20 protein-coding genes and 1 riboswitch are annotated in these 20230 nt (G+C 38.3%); of the genes, 18 read left to right on the top strand and 2 right to left on the bottom strand.

All coding sequences use genetic code 11. The annotated features are described in order from the left end of the window. Positions 1-115: 115 nt before the first annotated feature. From OE105_RS06785 to OE105_RS06760, 6 genes are all read left to right on the top strand, one after another. Complete coding sequence (locus OE105_RS06785; RefSeq protein WP_275422009.1) at positions 116-832, top strand: response regulator transcription factor; 717 nt, start codon at positions 116-118, stop codon at positions 830-832. Beyond that, the gene (locus OE105_RS06780) at positions 829-2571 is read left to right on the top strand and encodes an ATP-binding protein (RefSeq protein WP_275422008.1); all 1743 of its coding nucleotides are present in this window, start codon (positions 829-831) and stop codon (positions 2569-2571) included. The genes OE105_RS06785 and OE105_RS06780 overlap by 4 nt, the downstream gene beginning before the upstream one ends. 209 nt (positions 2572-2780) lie before the next feature. Continuing rightward, a complete protein-coding gene (gene sigX, locus OE105_RS06775; RefSeq protein ID WP_275422007.1) occupies positions 2781-3302 on the top strand; it encodes an RNA polymerase sigma factor SigX in 522 nt (173 codons plus the stop codon). After that, a complete protein-coding gene (locus OE105_RS06770; RefSeq protein ID WP_275422006.1) occupies positions 3296-4501 on the top strand; it encodes a hypothetical protein in 1206 nt (401 codons plus the stop codon). Before sigX ends, OE105_RS06770 begins: the two co-directional genes overlap by 7 nt. Positions 4502-4628: 127 nt before the next feature. After that, positions 4629-5183, top strand: coding sequence for a M23 family metallopeptidase (locus tag OE105_RS06765; RefSeq protein ID WP_275422005.1), 555 nt, complete (start codon positions 4629-4631; stop codon positions 5181-5183). Positions 5184-5434: 251 nt separating this feature from the next. Continuing rightward, a riboswitch (FMN riboswitch) is annotated at positions 5435-5572 on the top strand. A 138-nt stretch (positions 5573-5710) separates the two neighbouring features. After that, entirely contained in the window at positions 5711-6277 is a 567-nt protein-coding gene (locus tag OE105_RS06760; protein WP_275422004.1) for an ECF transporter S component, read from the top strand. A 25-nt stretch (positions 6278-6302) separates the two neighbouring features. Here OE105_RS06760 and OE105_RS06755 read toward each other — a convergent pair whose 3' ends face one another. Further along, positions 6303-6551, bottom strand: a complete 249-nt coding sequence (locus OE105_RS06755) for a ferredoxin (RefSeq protein WP_275422003.1) — start codon at positions 6549-6551, stop codon at positions 6303-6305. A 211-nt stretch (positions 6552-6762) separates the two neighbouring features. Between OE105_RS06755 and OE105_RS06750 the strand changes: the two genes are divergently transcribed. From OE105_RS06750 to OE105_RS06715, 8 genes are all read left to right on the top strand, one after another. Next, positions 6763-7851 (top strand): YpbB family protein, encoded by a 1089-nt coding sequence (locus OE105_RS06750; protein WP_275422002.1) that lies wholly within the window; start codon positions 6763-6765, stop codon positions 7849-7851. 18 nt (positions 7852-7869) lie between these two features. After that, the gene (locus tag OE105_RS06745) at positions 7870-9366 is read left to right on the top strand and encodes a RecQ family ATP-dependent DNA helicase (protein WP_275422001.1); all 1497 of its coding nucleotides are present in this window, start codon (positions 7870-7872) and stop codon (positions 9364-9366) included. Continuing rightward, positions 9335-9922, top strand: a complete 588-nt coding sequence (locus tag OE105_RS06740; protein ID WP_420842578.1) for a CPBP family intramembrane glutamic endopeptidase — start codon at positions 9335-9337, stop codon at positions 9920-9922. Before OE105_RS06745 ends, OE105_RS06740 begins: the two co-directional genes overlap by 32 nt. A gap of 13 nt (positions 9923-9935) precedes the next feature. After that, positions 9936-10241, top strand: a complete 306-nt coding sequence (locus OE105_RS06735; protein WP_275421999.1) for a hypothetical protein — start codon at positions 9936-9938, stop codon at positions 10239-10241. 75 nt (positions 10242-10316) lie between these two features. Continuing rightward, on the top strand, positions 10317-10775 hold the full coding sequence (locus tag OE105_RS06730; RefSeq protein WP_275421998.1) for a YpbF family protein: 459 nt from the start codon (positions 10317-10319) through the stop codon (positions 10773-10775). A gap of 192 nt (positions 10776-10967) precedes the next feature. Further along, a complete protein-coding gene (locus OE105_RS06725; RefSeq protein ID WP_275421997.1) occupies positions 10968-11537 on the top strand; it encodes an adaptor protein MecA in 570 nt (189 codons plus the stop codon). Positions 11538-11742: 205 nt separating this feature from the next. After that, positions 11743-13020 (top strand): Glu/Leu/Phe/Val family dehydrogenase, encoded by a 1278-nt coding sequence (locus tag OE105_RS06720; RefSeq protein WP_275421996.1) that lies wholly within the window; start codon positions 11743-11745, stop codon positions 13018-13020. A 118-nt stretch (positions 13021-13138) separates the two neighbouring features. Further along, positions 13139-14113 carry a YpdA family putative bacillithiol disulfide reductase gene (locus OE105_RS06715; RefSeq protein WP_275421995.1) on the top strand — a complete coding sequence of 325 codons (975 nt, stop codon included), beginning with the start codon at positions 13139-13141 and terminating at the stop codon, positions 14111-14113. A 39-nt stretch (positions 14114-14152) separates the two neighbouring features. Here the strand turns inward: OE105_RS06715 and OE105_RS06710 are convergent, their stop codons facing one another. Next, the gene (locus OE105_RS06710; RefSeq protein WP_275421994.1) at positions 14153-15121 is read right to left on the bottom strand and encodes an asparaginase; all 969 of its coding nucleotides are present in this window, start codon (positions 15119-15121) and stop codon (positions 14153-14155) included. Between the two features lie 639 nt (positions 15122-15760). Between OE105_RS06710 and OE105_RS06705 the strand changes: the two genes are divergently transcribed. From OE105_RS06705 to OE105_RS06690, 4 genes are all read left to right on the top strand, one after another. Then, positions 15761-17128, top strand: coding sequence for a sugar ABC transporter substrate-binding protein (locus OE105_RS06705; RefSeq protein ID WP_275421993.1), 1368 nt, complete (start codon positions 15761-15763; stop codon positions 17126-17128). Positions 17129-17234: 106 nt separating this feature from the next. Next, positions 17235-18122 (top strand): carbohydrate ABC transporter permease, encoded by an 888-nt coding sequence (locus OE105_RS06700; protein ID WP_275421992.1) that lies wholly within the window; start codon positions 17235-17237, stop codon positions 18120-18122. Positions 18123-18133: 11 nt separating this feature from the next. Next, the gene (locus tag OE105_RS06695) at positions 18134-19030 is read left to right on the top strand and encodes a carbohydrate ABC transporter permease (protein ID WP_275421991.1); all 897 of its coding nucleotides are present in this window, start codon (positions 18134-18136) and stop codon (positions 19028-19030) included. Further along, positions 19027-20148: an ABC transporter ATP-binding protein gene (locus OE105_RS06690; RefSeq protein ID WP_275421990.1), complete on the top strand. Its 1122-nt coding sequence runs from the start codon at positions 19027-19029 to the stop codon at positions 20146-20148. Before OE105_RS06695 ends, OE105_RS06690 begins: the two co-directional genes overlap by 4 nt. The last annotated feature ends 82 nt before the right edge of the window (positions 20149-20230 follow it).

Below are 20230 nucleotides of genomic sequence, written 5' to 3'. Positions count from 1 at the left end.
GAATACAATTTAGTCAAAATATTGGGATCGACAAATACATGTCAATACTATAGATAAAATATAGAAATTTTTTGTCGATTTATGTACAATGGAGTTGCAAGGAGGAATGAAGCGAATGGATAAAGATGTGAAAATTTTGGTTGTGGATGACGAAGAACGAATTCGTCGATTACTAAAAATGTATTTAGAAAGGGAAAATTATATAATCGATGAAGCGGAAGACGGGGACCAGGCATTAGAAAAGGCCATCGGAGAAGATTATGATTTGATCGTACTCGATTTAATGCTACCAGGAAAAGACGGAATTGAAGTATGCAAACGATTACGTGAAAAGAAGGCAACCCCTGTGATTATGTTAACGGCAAAGGGGGAAGAAGCGAATCGAGTTCAAGGATTTGAAGTGGGTGCAGATGATTATATTGTGAAACCCTTCAGCCCGAGGGAAGTCGTTTTACGTGTAAAAGCTTTACTTCGAAGGGCTTCGACGACGAGTTTCCTACAAACGGATACAAAAGCGAAAAACATACTCGTATTCCCCCATCTGACGATCGATCACGATGCCCATCGGGTAATCGCTGACGGTCATGAAGTTAGCCTTACCCCTAAGGAATATGATTTATTATATTTTCTAGCGAAAACACCAGACAAAGTATTTGATCGGGAACAATTATTAAAAGAAGTATGGCATTATGAATTTTTTGGTGACCTGCGGACCGTCGATACCCATGTAAAACGGTTGCGGGAAAAATTGAATAAAGTGTCGGAAAATGCAGCGAAGATGATTGTAACCGTTTGGGGTGTCGGTTACAAATTCGAGGTTGTGAATGAATGATTTGGCGAAGCATCGTTGGGAAATTATGGGCGACGATCCTATTGCTCGTATCGATCGTTTTGTTCGTCCTTTCCCTTTTATTAATGCAATTTTTTCGAAATTATATCGACGAAGATGTGACGGAAACGTTAACGAATACAGCGTCAAAAATTGCTCTTATTTTAGAACGGCACGATGATTTCGAATTTAGTTTGGATGTGGCATGGGAAATTACCGATGATTTGACGAAAGTGATCGTTATTACACCGGAACATGATATTTATTATTCCCCCGGGTGCGATAAAAAACCATTCGGATTGGACTATTTTTTACATGATTCGGAATTATCCCGCGTCTTTACTGATTCAGAATATGTGAAAAAGGAAATTCTGTTTCCTGCAGATGATGACAGTCAAAGGGCGCTGATGATCGGTGTTCCGTACAAAAGCGGTGGAAAACACGGCGGGGTCTTTATTTTTCAATCATTGGATGTAATGAATGATGCAACCATTGCGACGACGAAATTAATCTGGTGGGCCATTTTTCTCGCCTTTGTATTGACGACTGTTTTTGCCTTTTTCCTATCGACGAGAATTACTGCGCCTTTAAGAAAAATGCGTCAAGCTGCTTTCGAAGTCACACGGGGGAAATTTGATACGAAGGTACCGATTTTAACGAACGATGAATTGGGCGAATTAGCCACTGCTTTTAATGAAATGGGAAAACAATTAAAGATTAATATAAGCGCATTGAATCAAGAAAAGGAACAGTTGGCAAATATTTTGAGCAGTATGGCTGACGGTGTTTTAACATTTAATCGGGAAGGAAAAATCCTTGTAACGAATCCGCCAGCTGAAAAATTTTTGCATATTTGGAACGGGAATCAGGGAGATGCTGAAGTACTACCTTCCAAGATTATGGAATTGTTTAAAGAAGCGGTGGAGACGGAAACGGAACAAGTTGGGGATCTTTCAAAAGATTATCGCTATTGGACCGTAATCGTCAGTCCGTTATACGATAATAATACGGTACGTGGTGCAGTGGCAGTTGTTCGAGATATGACGGAAGAAAGGAAATTGGAAAAATTACGGACGGATTTTGTCGCCAATGTTTCCCATGAATTACGGACGCCAGTTGCAATGCTTCAAGGGTATAGTGAAGCACTCCTTGACGATGTGGCATCCACTGAAGAAGAAAGGAAAGAATTGGCAAAGATTATTCATGAAGAATCGATGCGAATGGGACGACTCGTCAATGAATTGCTCGATTTGGCGAAAATGGAATCGGGTCGATTTTCACTGAATAAAGAAACCATCCAAATCGCGCCGTTCTTTAAACGGATCGTGAAGAAATTTTCCGGAATGGCTAGAGATAAACAACGATCCCTAATACTTGACATTCAAAATGATGGGACCATTTCGATGGATGAAGATCGAATTGAACAAGTGTTGACGAATTTAATCGATAACGCCATCCGCCACACGAAGGAGGAAGGAAAGGTTATCGTTAAGGCAAATCTGGATGCGGAAGGATTAACCTTTGCAGTAACGGACAACGGATCAGGTATTGCTAAAGAAGACTTGCCCTTCGTCTTCGAACGTTTTTATAAAGGAGATAAAGCAAGAACGAGGGGAAAATCGGGAACAGGGTTGGGTCTTGCTATCGCGAAAAATATTGTTGAGGCCCATAACGGTAAAATTGAGGTGCAAAGTATCATTGGTCAAGGAACGACCTTTACCGTGTTTATTCCCCAATCATAGATCCTTTTATCCTTTGATTCTTTCTAAAGGAATGGCCAATTTCGGTCATTCTTTTTTTTATGAAACGTATCTAAGTAGTTGGTCAAACGATTTATTTTACATTATTTCATCCTTTTTATTCTTTTCATTTGTAAATAAAATAGGTATATTGTTGTTGTAACCTTTTTGTAGTGATTTTCGACAAATATAATGACGGGGGAGAAAAAACGATGAACTCCGTTTTTGCTGAGATTTATGAAAAATACCATCGTGATTTATTTCAATTTTTATTTTATATGGTTAGGAATCGGGAACTCGCTGAGGATTTAGTTCAAGAAGTGTATATACGTGTCATGAAATCATATGACCGTTTCGAAGGAAAAAGTAGTTTGAAGACATGGTTATTTACCATTGCGAGAAATGTTGCGATCGATCATTTTCGAAAGGAACAAAATCTAAAAAAACGAATTTTTTCCCGAACCGATTGGAAAGAACGGAAGATGATCGATGAACATCCATTGCCAGAAGAAATCGCGATGCAAAACGAAAAAATTCAATTATTGTATCGTTCTTTAAATGAATGTACCGTCGATCAACGAACCGTTTTAATCGCTAGGTTTATTCAACAACTATCGATCATGGAAACAGCCGAAATATTAGGGTGGACGGAAAGTAAGGTAAAGACGACACAACATCGGGCGTTAAAGGTTGTGAGAAAAGCCATGGAAAAGGAGGGAATCGATGAATGGTGAAAAATCGCAGGCATGATGAGAAACTAATCGAATTGTTTAATGAATTGCCGGAAATAAAAGATCACCGCAGTATGAATGAGATTTATTCCAATGTCATGGATCGGTTAAATCGAACTGAACATCGTAAACAAAGACGTTTTTTAATCCCTGCCTTTGCGACGGCTACCATGTTGTTTTTAAGTGGAATCCTCATTATGTCAATCATCCGTTTTCCGGGTGGAAATTTGAGCATCGATCAGAAATCGGAGGATATTCACACGGAGTCATTCGATTATTCCAACGGACGGCAATTATTCCATTCGAATAATTTGGAAGATAGATCTGAGCAAGATAAAATTGAATCGCCCTTTGAAACAATTGCTCTTTATCAAAATATGATTGGTGAAGACGAACATGCCATTACTTTATATATACCGGATAAAAATGTACAAAATATGATACCCATTACGGTATTGGCAAAACAGGCGGCAGATCAGCCTTTATTAGATGTATTTCTTGATGTTTACGATCGTATTGATGAACAAGCTTTAGGTTTATCGGATTTTTATCCATATGAGGGAAGCATATCGGCCGACGATGATGGGAACGTAACGATCGATCTTTCGTCGAACATGAAGGGAAATTGGGGTTCCACAGGTGAAGTAATGTTCATGGAAAGTTTGGAAAGTTTTCAATCATTAAATCTTGATTTTGTCTATTTGTACGAAGATGGTTCCCCAGGGCTATTTTTTCCCCATACGGGTTTGGAAATTTTTAAATATGAACTAGGTAAAAATGAACAGCATTATCCATATTTTATTTATCGTACGGATCACCATCAATTTTTAACGTATGGACCAGAAACGTATGCGGATATTTCCGAAGCTTTGACAGAAATGAAAAACAACATTGACATTTATGATTTAGAAGCTTCAATTCCAATGGAGATGGAATTTACTGTTAAAGTCGGAGAAAATGGATGGCTAATCCTTCAATTTTCAAATGAACCAATCGATCTTGATTCGAAATCTATCCTGACGATGATTGAAGCCATTCTCCTTACTGCAAAATCATTTGGTTATTCGGGCGTGAAATTTGAAAATTTATCGGTGAAGGAAAATATTGGATTCGATCTCGATCAACCGATTCAAGTGCCAATTGCGCCAAATTTGATTGAACTAGATGAGGACTTTTTTCAAACGGATGAAACGGTAAATTAAAACAGATGTCCTTTTCTCTTTTTTCGATCTTTCCTAAACTTGTATAAAATGGATTAAATTTTTCATAATAATGTACTGTATTTTCAAAGTTAAAAACGATGATTCAAAGGAACTCAAGGAGGAAACGATGCAGAATCAGGGAAATGGACGTAAATACATCGGTTTACTGTTTTTCATCGCCATCGGTTTGACACCGACCGATTCCTCTGCTCAGATTGATGAAGTGCAAGGAGTGAATTGGATATGGCCTACAAATGGTTTTATCACCGATATTTATGGAACGAGGAATGGATCTCATAAAGGCATTGATATCGCTGAAAAAATGGGTACGGAAGTCGTAGCTAGTTTCGATGGGACGATTACCCGTTCGTATTATTCCCATTCGTATGGGAATGTGGTGTTTATAAAGCATGATGTCGGATTTGAAAGTGTGTATGCCCATTTATCGAAGCGACTTGTAAAAAAAGGAGATCGGGTGAAACAAGGGGAAATAATCGGTTTAATGGGTAACACTGGTCACTCCTCAGGCTCCCATCTCCATTTTGAAATACATCGTTCCCATTGGACATATTCTAAAGAAAATGCAATGGATCCTCTCTCCGTCTTTGGAGAAGCAGAATTGGGAGAATATGTGTTTTGCGGGGAAAATGGAAGAACGAACCGGGCAGTTACAAAAAAATAAAGCCGTATGATATTAAACGCTCCATTTTATCGATACATGAAAAGGGATTACAGGTATAGCGTGCTTACTTGAAATAATTGACTAATTGTTTTTAGCAACAAATGAAGTTTTTGTGTTACATATAGCGATTTTTATTTAAAGTTGTTCATATCAATTTGAGAGAAAAATTTTAGCGATTTGATTAAGGAGTATAATCCTTTCCAAATGGACGTTTATTTTGTATAATAAAAATATGAAAAATTGAATGATGGATTCATCTTCGGGGCAGGGTGAAATTCCCGACCGGCGGTAATGAAGGTTCGTCCTTTTTAGCCCGCGAGCTAATTTTTTAGCAGGATTTTGGTGAGATTCCAAAGCCGACAGTATAGTCTGGATGGGAGAAGATGAAGGTTTCGGTACGTTTAAAAAATAGTTTTTTAAACGTTTACTTGGTTGTGCCTTCAAGCCCCGGATTATTTTCCGGGGCTTTTTGTATCGAAACCGATCTTCTTCGTGTGAGGTGAATCACAGGAAGGGGAGAAAAAGAAGTGATGAAACGTTCGATTAAAGCGTATGTAACGCTAGGAATGCTGAGTGGAATTGCCTATGTATTAATGTTACTAAACTTTCCGTTACCCTTTTTTCCGAGCTTTTTAAAGGTCGACTTCAGCGATATTCCGGCATTAATCGCTGCGATGATTATGGGTCCGAGTGCAGGTGTTGCGGTGGAAATGTTGAAAAATGTATTGGATATCATCACAACTGGTAGTCAAACGGGCGTTCCAGTCGGTCATATCGCTAATTTTATTACAGGTACATTATTTATTTTACCTACCTATTTTTTGTATAATCGAGTGAAAACGAAAAAAGGGTTGGCGTTTGCGCTCTTAACCGCCACGTTGATTACGACCTTTGCTATGAGTGTACTGAATTATTTTGTATTTTTGCCGATGTACGAATATTTTATGGGATTTTATTTACCGAAAGAAATCGTAGTGATGGCCATTCTTCCATTTAATCTTTTGAAAGGACTCATTATTTCTGTCGCTTTTATGATACTATTTGTTAAAATGAATCATTGGATTGTTAAACAACAAACGATTTTTACGAAATAAAAAAACTCCGCATCGGCGGAGTTTTTTATTCGAATTTATTTGGATCCCCATCAAAAGGTTGATCGCTTACCTTAATGGATTCGGTGGGACAACCTTCGAAAGCATCCATCATATCTTCTTCTAACACTTCCGGGACTTCTGCAGTACCCGTATTATCATCCAGGATGACATAGGCAATTCCTTCGTCATCATAATCGTATATATCGGGGGCTGCAGCACCACATGCACCACAGGCTATGCACGTATCTTTATCTACGATTGTATATTTTGCCATCTTTTACCCTCCAGTTAGCTTGACTTCCTTGTTTTTATTAACAATTTTAATTGTATAGCTGAATAATGAGTTTTTCAATAGCTAAGCTTTTGGAAAATTGATTTTCAAAAGGAATCGACCAGATCATCTAAATTTTACCTTGGAAAGATTGAATAATCGGAATAATGACAGCGGAAAAAAACATGGTAAAATGGTTAAAGGTGATAGTAATATGGACTATGCACAAGCGCTCCTTCTCCACTGTATCGAACGATTTCGTGGCGAACGATCAGCGAATGCGGCCTTTTATTTATTGAAGGGAAAAAAATCAGCCCAAACGATTCAAGATGCTTCCTGGTATTCTTTGCGTAATGTATTTTCTTCTTTACCCGTTTTATCGAAGGATGATTTCAATCGGATGATCGAACAACTGCTTCGAAATCGATTCATTCTTTTGGAAAATCTTAACGTATATGTAACGGAGGCAGGAAAAGATTGGTTGAATAAAACGTTTGATCATCAACCGTTTCCTAAATGGTTTAATGGATGGAAATATAGTGGAGTTGACGAACAATTTTGGAAACGAATCAGTTTGCTCGTCCAAACAATCTCCTATTGGTCCCGTTATCATTCGGATTTTTTACCTGTACAGAGGGATTTGACGGTCCAATTTTGGGCGAAAAATTGGTTGAAGCAAATCAAAGGTAGCTCGAGGGAAAAATTAGCCTATCAATTTTATGAAGAACTACGTCAAATCCTTTCCGCCGTTGAAAGTTTAGGAGTAGATCCGAATCTTTTTTTGCTTCGACTATCCGGGTATGAAACGACGGGCTATACGCCTTTTCAAATCGCGAAATCGATGAAAATGGATGAAGATTATTATACGTTATTATTCCGTGGAATCATTCATTATATGATTGATTCCTCATGGAAAGAGAAAAGGCGATATGTTCTCCTGTCAACGATCGTACAAAGGAAAGGGGATCTTTTTTATTTAACGAAGTCATCCCTTCTTACTTATCGGTTTATTCGGGAAGGAAAAACGTTGGATGAGATCGTCCATTTAAGAAAATTAAAGCGGAGTACAATTGAAGACCATATCGTGGAAATTGCGGTGAAGGTACCAAATTTTTCCATTGATGATTACGTTCCAATCGAGTTGCAACAAAAAATTGTGATCATTTCCGATCGTCTACAAACGAGAAAATTAAAAAATATTAAAGATTCGTTACACGAAGCGGATTATTTTTCCATTCGTCTCGTACTGTCTAAAATCGACGATATTCGTAAACGATTGGACATGAATAATGAACTAAGCTGATGGTTGAGGTGCCTTTCAATGGACTTATCCAAACTGTTAAAAAAATATTTTTCGTACACCGAATTTCGTCCCGGTCAAAGGGAGGTAATCGAATCGGTTTTACAAGGTAAAGATACCTTAGCGCTCTTGCCGACAGGAACGGGAAAATCCCTTTGTTATCAACTGCCTGGCTATATCGTGAAAGGAACGGTTGTAATCGTATCGCCGCTCCTTTCGTTAATGCAAGATCAAGTTGAACAAATGAAAGCAAGGGGCGAAAAACGGGTAGTCGCGCTGAATTCCTTTTTATCGATTGAAGAAAGACAATACGTTATCAAACATTTAGACGAATATAAGTTTATTTATATTTCCCCTGAAATGCTACAGAGCGAACACGTTCTTCAACAAATGGAAAGGTTAACGATTTCCCTTTTTGTTGTCGATGAGGCCCACTGTATTTCCCATTGGGGATTCGATTTTAGACCAGATTATTTAAGATTGGGCGAAATTAGAAATCGGTTCAATCGACCGGTAACCTTGGCCTTAACTGCCACTGCTAGTCAAGAAGTACGGAAGGATATTTCCCGCACCTTATATATGGAAGATGTTAAAGAATTTATTTTTTCAGTAGACCGACCGAATATCGCGATCGTTGTAGAAAAAATGCAAAATGTTAGGGATAAAGGGAAAAGGTTAGAGAAACTCGTTCAATTTTTACAAGGACCGGGGATCATTTATTTTTCAAGCAAAAAATTGGCTGATGAATGGGCGAAGCGGTTAAATGAAATAACGGATGTTCCCGTAGCAGCTTATCATGCAGGAATCGGTTTGGAAGAGCGAATCCTTTTACAACAACAATTTTTGTACGGAGAATTGTCGATCATGTGTGCTACAAGTGCTTTTGGAATGGGAATCAATAAGGAAAATGTCCGTTACGTGATTCATTTTCATACCCCATCGGATTTGGAATCATATATACAAGAAATCGGTCGTGCCGGTCGAGATGGGAACCCTAGTATTGCGATTCTTTTTTATTCTGTAGATGATTGGATCTTGCAACGGAATTTGATCGAAGGGGAATTGCCTTCCAAAGGGCAAATTGAGCGGTTCACTGAAATGATGAAATATTCGGATGGGAAGAATTTGGACGTCACGAGGGATGGTTTTTCCGATAGTCAATGGCGCATATTGAAAAAATATTTTGAAGAAAGCGCCGATGAAAAACAGTTTAAACAAAAAATGGAGAGCTTTGTCCAGTTTCGCTTGGAATGGAAACACAAAAAATTAACGGAAATCATGAACTGGATTGAATCCGATGGTTGTAGAAGGGATCGATTGTTGCGGAAATTTTCCGAACATAAGATAATAAAAGAAGAAAACTGTTGCGATTTTTGCGGGATAAACTGGAAAAATTACGAAAGAAAAAGTGTGGGCAGAGAATACTGGGAAATCGAGGATTGGGAAAAACGATTAGCGAAATTGCTTTTAATAAGGGGAAATGACATTGAAAAATCGCCAGAAGGAAATCGTTGCTAAACTTTCAGATCGGGAATTGTTATTGAACTTTTACATAACCCAGCTGTTAATTCTTTTAATCGGACTCATATTGGCCCGCTTCCTTTTCGGAAATTGGTTTTATCCCTTTTCTTTATTTGATTGGTACGACCGAAAAATTATAACGATAGGGGCTGGAGTTGCATTTCTTGTTGTATCCCTAGATTTGCTTTTTATGAAGTTTCTCCCCAAATCCTTATACGATGATGGGGGAATAAACGAACGATTGTTTTCGAATCGAAAAGGTTGGCAGATCATTTTGATGACCTTACTCGTTGCTTTCGGGGAAGAATTGTTATTCCGCGGCATTTTGCAGATGGCCTTCGGTTTAGTCGTTGCGAGTCTAATCTTTGCTTTCGTTCATTATCGGTATTTATTTCGTCCCTTTTTATTTTTAAACGTGGTCATTTTAAGTTTTGTCATTGGAATCATTTTTCACTTGACAGAAAATTTAGCTGTAACGGTTAGTATGCATTTTTTCATTGATTGTACATTAGGTTTCATCATTGCTTCAAAAAATAATAAAAAAAGGTGTTAATGGAAAGAAGGCGATGACGGTGCAGGGGGATCATACAGATACTTTACGTGGAAATGAACTAAAGGAAGAAGGGTTTGCCTCCCATTTGCCACCGAGAAGGGAATATCATCAAAGTAAAAAGAAAAGACAAAGAAGAAGTAGAAAAAGGAAAAAGATGAAATACCCGATTATCAAAATTCTCGTCGCAATTTTTCTCTTACTTCCGATCATTATTGCAACGATTATTTTTTACTTACAAGAAATTTCACAGGATTCTCCGACGATTCCCGATCAAAAGGAACCGGTATTTGACCATGTGGAGTTTGAAGATGAAAAGTAATCATAAATAGTTCGGACGGGCCATATCATTGAGTAAAGGAAGACCGTAATTGAAAAACAGGAGGAAAAAATAAGGATGGACGAGGCGATTAAAAATTTAGGAGAATGGACCGATGAAGCAACGAAACAAATGTTACAGAGTCTTGTGAATAAAAAAAGAAAATTCGATCGGCACCGTCAATTCCATCTCCTATTCATGTGGATGACGATGATCATAATTTTCCTTTACTTATCTTTTTTAGCATTTAAAATCATTTTTCCACATGCGAATTCATTTTCTGCCATGGTTTCCGCCTTTATCAATTGGCCGGGGAATACCCACCTCCTTCTTTTGTCGATCGGGTTATATGCCTATATGAATGTATTGAAAGAAAAGGTGGATAAATTGGAAAGTGAATACCATGCTCTACGATGCGAGATTATCGATAAAAGTAATGATCTATGGGGGAAGGGTGAAGCATGGGAAAAACGGCATATCGTATTTCAAATGATGAAGGAAAGGTATGATATTAATTTATTCTATGAAAGTAAATAGAAAAATCCACTTTTTCCGTTCCATAAAGTGGGAAATTTTCTGAACGTCTTCCCCTTGTTTGCCTTTGTAAGATCCACATGATCGCCCCTTTATTCGAGAAGGAGAAGGATTGATACATTTTTCGCAAGATGAACGATTACACCCTTTCCATCATAATATGAGGTAAACTGATGCGTATTGAAGGGAGCAGGAATGATGCGATTGGAACGGGCAGGAGAAAAACAAATTCATATTTTTTTGTCGATCAATGAATTGGAACAGTACGGTTTATCTCCGAATGGAGACATTTGGTCCGTTGAATGGGAACATTTCTTAATCGATTTGATTTCGAATATAAAAGACGATTTAAAAATCTTTAGGAGTGAAACGATATCCATCGATATTGAAATCGTCCAAAAACAAGACGAAGTTTTTGTTATGACGATCAAATCGGAGGAAGAGGACGATTTTGAATCCGATTGGGATGAGCTAGATGACGGGATGGACGATATCCATTTTTGTTTCGAGGATGTGGAAAATATCATACAGCTAGCAAATCGATTGTATCCAGATTATTCGGAAGGGGATTTGTTTTTTTACGAAGGTCGTTATCACTTTATTTTCCCTGTCCGTTGCCAAGATGAATATGAAAAATTGGAGGCGATTTTCACCGAATACGGAGAGCCTGCTATTCAGACGATGGCCCAGATGTATAGCCGGGGGAAAAAACTCATCGGTGGACGGGCAGTTTCCCAATTGAATCGGTATTTTCATAAAATGTAGAGTGTCCGTTCAGGCACTCTTTTTTCAAGCATTCGACCGTGAAATATTTGTAGTTGAATATATACTTTTCAATACAAAATAAATATATACTTTTCAATACAAAATAATTGAAAAATCTTATTTTTTTCCTTGCATTATAATGGATTCGGTGTATACTAGGTCATGAGTAGTGAATATTGTTGAAAGAATATTAGGAGGTTTCCAAATGGTCACCCAAAGGGGTACAGAAAGCATAAATAGTGATGACAAACATGACCTATTAAAATCCACCCAATTCATCATTCGAGAGGCGCTTGAAAAACTCGGTTTTTCAGATGATGTGTACGAATTATTGAAGGAACCATTACGGGTGCTTACGGTGAAAATTCCTGTCAAAATGGATGATGGGACGACGAAAGTGTTTAAAGGATATCGGGCCCAACATAACGATGCTGTCGGTCCGACGAAAGGTGGAATCCGTTTTCACCCTGATGTAACTGAAAATGAAGTGAAAGCCCTTTCTATTTGGATGAGTTTAAAATGTGGCATTGTCGATCTTCCTTATGGAGGTGCAAAGGGTGGAATTGTTTGCGATCCAAGAACGATGTCTTTTCGAGAATTGGAAAGATTGAGTCGGGAATATGTGCGAGCAATTAGTCAAATTGTCGGTCCAACGAAGGATATTCCTGCTCCAGATGTATTTACAAATTCACAAATTATGGCGTGGATGTATGATGAGTATAGTCGACTGGATTCCATTAATTCACCGGGGTTTATTACGGGAAAACCTTTAGTTTTAGGTGGTTCCCACGGTCGGGATTCGGCGACAGCAAAGGGTGTAACGATTTGCATCCGTGAAGCAGCGAAAAAGCGGAACATCGATTTGAAAGGTGCCCGCGTCGTGATTCAAGGATTTGGAAATGCTGGTGGATTTTTGGCGAAGTTTATGTATGATGCTGGGGCGAAAGTCATTGGTATTTCCGATGCCTACGGTGCTTTATATGATGAAGAAGGATTGGATATCGACTATTTGCTTGATCGTAGGGATAGTTTCGGAACGGTGACGAATCTGTTTAAAAATACGATAACGAATAAGGAATTATTGGAATTGGATTGTGATATACTCGTTCCAGCGGCGATTGAAAACCAAATTACGGAAGAAAACGCCCATAATATAAAAGCGAAAATTGTCGTTGAAGCTGCCAATGGTCCAACGACGATTGAAGCGACGAAAATTTTAACCGATCGAGGAATATTATTAGTTCCTGACGTTTTAGCATCCTCGGGAGGCGTGACCGTTTCCTATTTTGAATGGGTGCAAAACAATCAAGGATTTTATTGGACGGAAGAAGAAGTTGAAAAACGTTTAGAAAAAATAATGGTAGATGCATTCAATAATGTCTATCAAACTGCGGTAACGAGAAAAGTAGATATGCGCTTAGCAGCCTATATGGTCGGCGTTCGAAAAATGGCTGAAGCTTGTCGTTTCCGAGGTTGGGTATAAAAAAGGACCAAGTCTTTTTTGAATTGCATAAAATTTAAGGACGCTCCTATCTTTTTTTGATAGGAGATTTTTTTACCATTTCTTCATTCCATCGAAAAATACTTTAAGGAGGGAAAAGATGCGAAAAGAGGATTGTATTATCGTCGGTGCAGGGCCGTGTGGCTTAGCTTCTGCAATCGCTTTAAAGGAAATCGGCATCGACCCCCAAGTGATTGAAAAGGAAAACATCGTTCATACATTATATCGATTTCCAACCCATCAAACATTTTTTAGTACGAGCGATCGGTTGGAGATCGGGGGAGTACCGTTTATTACGGAAAATCGGAAACCGAAGCGGAATCAGGCGCTCGCCTACTATCGGGAAGTGGCCAGGCTAAAAAACATCCGAATTCAAAAATACGAAGAAGTTTTGGATGTGAAGCGGCAAGGGGATCATCGGTTGATCGTTCAGACTACGAAGGATACGTATGAGACAAATTATGTGGTTATTGCAACAGGGTATTACGATCATCCGAATTATTTAAATATACCAGGGGAACATTTGCCGAAAGTGAGTCATTATTTTAAAGAGGCCCATCCCTTTTATGATATGGATGTAGCCGTAATCGGAGGGAAAAACTCAAGCGTTGATGCCGCAATTGAATTAGTAAAGGCGGAGGCAAGGGTGACGGTCTACTACCGAGGGTCCGACTATTCGGACCATATCAAACCATGGGTGTTGCCTGAATTTCAATCCCTCGTTAAAAACGGACAAATCGAGATGGTTTTTAATGCTCATATTAAGGAAATAACCGAATCGACCATCATTTATGAAAAGGACGGAAAAGTGTTTGAAAGGAAAAATGATTTCGTTTTTGCGATGACAGGTTATCGCCCGGACCATCGTTTTTTACAAAAAATCGGTGTGGAAATTGAACAAGAAACGGGGCGACCGAAATATAATCCGGATACGATGGAGACGAATGTTCCCGGGATTTTCATTGCAGGGGTTATTGCTGCCGGGAATAATGCCAATGAAATATTTATTGAAAATGGTCGTTTCCACGGGGAACGGATTGCAAAAGCCATTTCGAAGGAAAAAGATGCCGGTTGAGTTATCCGGCATCTTCATTAGGCGGGATTCCGTCTCACTTCACTGAAAGAGACGATCGATTTCCTTTCGATCCGATGTAGTTTCTAAAATAATTTGTAATTTCAACCGTGCCTTTTGTCCGTTTAGCCCATTGGAAAATATAACACCCATTTTTTTCAACTGGGCACCACCGCCCACATAGGCGTAAATATCTTCCACGATGCCGTTGAAACAGCGGGATACTAAAACGACAGGAATTTTTTGATCTAATAATTTTTGTAAACTGGGCAAACAACGAGGAGGTAAATTTCCTTGCCCTAAAGCTTCGATGACGAGACCATCGATTTTTCTTTCACTTAAAATATCGAACAAAAAGCCGTCCATTCCCGCATAAGCTTTTATTAATTCTACCTTTTTTGACAAATTTTGGACAGGTAGTTTCCGTTCCCGAATCGGTTCGTGGTAGAAAAGGATCTCCTTTTTCGTAATGATTCCGATCGGACCGAGTTGGGGAGATTGGAAGGTGGATACGTTACTCGTATGGGTCTTCGTTACGTTTTTTGCCGTATGAATCTCATCATTCATAACGACTAAAACGCCCTTTTTTGCTGCATGATCTTGGATCGCTGTTCGAACGGAAGTCAAAAAATTATACAGTCCATCTGCCCCGACTTCATTTGAAGAACGCATGGCGCCGGTTAAAATAATCGGTTTATCGGTATTTACCGTCAATTCCAAAAAATAGGCTGTTTCTTCCAACGTATCCGTTCCGTGGGTAATAACAACGCCATCAATATCGTTATTTTTCAAATGGAAATCGATCCGTTCCTTTAAAATCAACATTTCTTTCGGTGTTATATGGGGTGATGGCAAATGAAAGGGGGACTCCACGATTAATTCAGCTAAAGAAGATATTTCCTTCGTTTTTTCGATTAACGGATTTTGATCAAAGGGTTTAACAGCCCCAGTTTTCTCATCCTCATACATAGAAATCGTTCCACCTGTATGCAGCACTAAAATTCGTTTCATCGCGACACCACCTTTTAAAAACTTCATTGACAATTAGAATCGAACCTTAACTCCATCATACCAAGAAATCATGGGGTAAGAAAAATATTCGTTTGTACTAAATTCCTTTTACTTAAATGAATCGATCGCTATAAAGTTGCTTTTCTTGACATTTATTTTGATCAGCTATATTATTTTATCAGAGATTATCATTGTAAATTGATTCTAAATCTTCCTAGTATTTGATGTTTCGATAAAAAGTGCAAGTTTAGATGAACCTTAACTATTCGTTAAGGTTTCTTTATATTGTCTTTTTCATGTATGGAAAAAATTACAAATGAAGGTGATGTTTATGCGTTACCATTACTCATCATTTCATCAATTGATTCAGTTATCTCCGCTTTAGCTTTTGTATTGATTCCACAATTTTCATTGAAGTATGTAAAACGATTCATTTGTTTTACGTACACTTCTATTCTCCTATTTAACGAAACATTTCATTCTTATATTATTCCAATCGATTAATTGAATAAATCTTCGTTGGTCCTTCAGTCGATTGATTAAGACCGAGAGACTTCGATTTTTGAAAATGTGCTGTGAAACAGTCTACAAAATAATTTTCACATAATAATCAAGCATGAAAAAAATCGGAGGAGGTTGATGATCGATATGTTTAGGCGTCGTTTCATTTCGGTAATGGTCATTTTGTTGTTAATCATTTCCGGGTGTAACAATCGCCAAGAAACTTCTTCAACTAATGAGGCTGGTGACCAAGTGATTACGATTCGTGCACAAACCTTTGGTGATGAACAAACACGTATCCAAAATTTAGAGGAAGCAGCAAAGGAATTAAATGAACAATTAAAAGCTGAAAATAAAAAAATCCAAGTAAAATTAGAAACGAGTTCCTTTGATGGAAGTTGGGAAGAGTATCGAAGGCAGTTTATCCTAGCGTTCAAATCGAAAAACGAACCGGATATTTTTTTGACAGGTCATGAAGATATCGCTTGGCTAGCTAAGGGAGATTATATTTTACCGTTAGATGAATTGAAAGATTCTGAAGCATATAGGGATGTTTATCCAACTTTATGGGAATCTGTCACTTGGAATGGCCATATTTGGGGAGCATTGCAAGATACGGAAGCTAGACCGATTTTTTATCGGAAAGATGTTTTAAAACAATTAGGATGGACAGATGAAGAAATTGAATCCTTGCCGGAAAAAGTGAAAAACGGTGAATTTACCGTCGATGATATGACACGCGTGGCAAAGGAAGCGATAGATCAAGGTCTCGTTCAATGGGGAATTTTACATCGACCGGTAAACGGACCTGAATTTCATATGATTGCAAAAAATTTCGGAGCACAACTGTACGATCCTAAAGAGGATAAGCTTGTCTTTGATAAAGAAGCAATTCTAGAGAGCCTTCGTTATTTTGAATCATTAACGCAAAAGGAAAAGGTTACTCCCGAGTCGATGACTTCAATGGAGTGGAAAAATGTTCACCAAATGATGATCGATGGGAAAGCCCTTTTCTGGTACGGGGGTATTTGGAATATATTCAACTATATGGATCAAGGTGCAGAATTTGACTACTTAATGGAAAACTTTGGATTTACCCTCGTTCCAGCAACTGAGAAGGGTGGAACGCCAATGACGTTATCCCATCCGATTGTGCATACCGTTTCGTCTCAAACGGTACATCCTGATCTCGTGATCCGTTTATTAGAACTTGTCGCTAAACCGGAATATCAAGCAAAACATTCGGTGGAAACATTCCATTTACCGATTCATGAGCGGGGTTCTGAAGTCGAACAGTTTAAAAACGATGAGTTTTTAAGCCAAATTACGTATATGCTCGATTATACGACCTTTTTACCGAATCATGCAGATTTTAACAAATACGGTGATGCATACTTTAATGCGATTCAAAGTGTAGAAATTGGTAAGAAAACACCAGAAGAGGCTTTAAAGGATATGGAAGTGCAAATTCAAAACGATCTTGGAGATACGATCATCATTAAGTAAAAGAGATCTCCACCTGCCTCGACGGGTGGAGATTTATTTCGTACGTTCGTAAAGGGTGTGTTCTTTACTTGGGAAAAGGAAGAGCGAAGAAAAAGGGGTGAAAAAGGTGAAAAAATGGGTCCTACCCTACTTAATGCTTACGCCATTTTTACTACTCGTTTTGTTATTTTTTGTCACTCCCGTTGTAATAACGACAATCATGGCCTTTACAAATATGGATTATTCGATGGAATGGAATTTTATCGGTTTGCAAAACTTTGAAAAAATAGTCAGTGATCCAAACTTTTCTCAAATAGTATTCAATACGTTTATTTACGTTGGATTTACCCTTTTGATCAATGTATTTTTTGCCCTACTATTAGCATTATTGTCATCCTATTATATTCCATTTGAACAATCTGGTCTCTTTTTCCGAGCATTATGGATGCTTCCTCGAATTACACCACCAGTCGTCTATGTTCTATTATGGTTATGGATTTTTGATGCCAGTGAATACGGTTTATTAAACACTTTAACGTCCTTTTTCTTTTCGAACGATCCGATCGCATGGCTGATCGATCATCCGATGACAGCGATTATCCTCGTCAACGGAATGGTCGGTGCATCCTTTGGAATGATTATTTTTTCCTCCGCCATTCAGTCCATTCCTAGGGATTTGTTTAAAGCTGCTCAAGTAGACGGTGCATCTGAATGGTCTGTGTTCAAAGATATTATTTTACCATCGATCAAATGGCCGATCATGTTCGTCACTGTTTGGCAACTACTATCCCTATTAACTTCTTATGAATATATTTTATTATTAACGGATGGTGGACCGGTGTTTGAAAGTGAAGTATGGCCACTTTATAGTTACCATAAAGCCTTTAAAAATTTGGAATTCGGCTACGGTTCAGCCTTATCTCTCATTCTAGTCATCATTGCAATCCTTTTGACTGGGGTTTTATTGAAGCTATTTAAATTTAACCGAATGATCCAATCATCTCGAATTGAATAGGGGGGATTCGAATGGATATTGGGTCCAATGTCACGCCTGCTCCAAAGATGAAAAGTCCTACATTGTTAAGAAAGAGCCATCGAAAAATCATCATTTCATATATTATTTTAACGTTTTTATCTTTGCCGCTTTTTTTCATGTATCTTTGGTTATTTTTATCATCCATTAGTTCGGAGATGGTCGCAGGGATCATTCCGAAACAGATTACCTTTGAAAACTGGCGATTCCTTTGGGAAAACGTCGAGGTCGGTTCAAGACAATTACCGAGTATTTGGTTAGCCACATGGAATACACTCCTTTTGGCAGGCGGATTAACGATTATAGAAGTCATCATTAGTGTGATGGCAGGTTATGCCCTTTCCCGGATGGAGTTTCCCGGGCGAACGTTTTTTCTTCGTTCCGTTATATTACTTCATGCCTTTCCGAGTGTCGCCTTGTTAATTGCTGTCTTTTACGTATTAGATACCCTCGGATTAATCGATACCCTTTGGGGGGTTATGCTTGTGAAAGCAGCACTCCAAATTCCGATGTCTACCTATATCATTAAAGGATTTTTTGATGATGTACCTTGGGATGTGGAATGGTCCGCATTAATTGATGGATGTAATCGAATCAAAGCTTGGTATCAAGTTGTTATCCCGTTAGTGAAGCCGGGAATTGCAGCGATTAGCATCTTCTCCTTTTTAGCAGGTTGGTCGGAATTTCTCCTTCTTTACACGTTTATTTTCGATGATCAAAATATTACCCTTGCCACCTATTTGCAAAAAATCATTGGGGATTTCCAAATGGTTGATTACGGTTTATTAACGGCTGCAGGATTATTTTACATGTTGCCTGTGATTTTCTTTTTCATCTTCACACAAAAATCGCTTATGCAAATGAATATGGGGGGGAATAAACGGGTATGAATATTCGATTTGAACAAGTTTCAAAACAGTTTTCAAATCATATGGCCATATCGGATTTGAATTTTACGATTCAAGATGGAGAATTTGTCTGTTTATTAGGTCCAAGTGGATGTGGAAAAACAACGACATTAATGATGTTAGCAGGACTATATCAACCGACGAAAGGAAACATTTATTTTGGAGATCAAGTCATTAATCATTTAGAGCCGAAAGATCGGAATATCGGGATGGTTTTTCAAAGTTATGCCTTGTATCCCCATATGACTGTACGGGATAATATCGCCTTTCCGTTAAAACAACAAAAAGTCCCGAAAAAGATTCGTTATGGACGGGCGGAAAAAACTGCTCGTCTCGTTCGACTAGAAAACTATCTCGATCGGAAGCCGAGTCAATTATCCGGCGGTCAACAACAACGGGTAGCGTTGGCCCGAGCCCTCGTTAAAGAACCGAATCTACTTTTATTAGATGAGCCGATGTCAAATTTAGATGCACGATTAAAAATTGAAATGCGGGATGAACTTCGCCAATTGCAAAAACAGTTAAAAATCACGACGATTATGGTAACCCATGATCAGGAAGAGGCGATGGCAATGGCCGATCGAATCGCCATTTTAGATCGGGGGGAAATTCAGCAATTCGATACGCCGGAGCAATTGTTTGCATACCCGAAAAATGTATTTGTCGCCCGTTTCTTAGGGAATCCACCGATGAATTTTTTAGATGCCGAAATCATTCATGAGTTGGATGGAATGATCGTCCATGGAGAGGGATACCATTTTTATTTGCAAAAACAGTTACATATCCCGAATAAAACGAAAATTACATTAGGAATTCGACCCCATGATTTACAAGTTGTGTCGGAACGGAGAGGAATTTTTTCAGCGGTGGTGACGAACATCGAACATTTAGGTAGAGAAAAACTCCTTTCAGCAACAATGGGAGAGCAACCAATACGCTTTTTCGTAAGTAATGATCAAAAGATCAAATATGGCGATCGAATCTATTTATCTCCAAATTTGGAAGCGATTCATATTTTTAGTAAAGAAACGGGTGAAAATTTATTATGGTCAAGGGAAGTAAGCTATGAACAAGTAGAGGGAAAAACAGGGTTGATTTAATCGGAAAAAATGTAGAATAATAAATTGATAATTGGAATTCAAACTATTAATATAAAATATATGTTAATTTTTCAATTTCGTG

This window comes from Fervidibacillus halotolerans (assembly GCF_026547205.1).
GTDB lineage: Bacteria > Bacillota > Bacilli > Bacillales > Caldibacillaceae > Fervidibacillus > Fervidibacillus halotolerans.
This window is presented reverse-complemented; position numbering and strand designations above follow the sequence as displayed.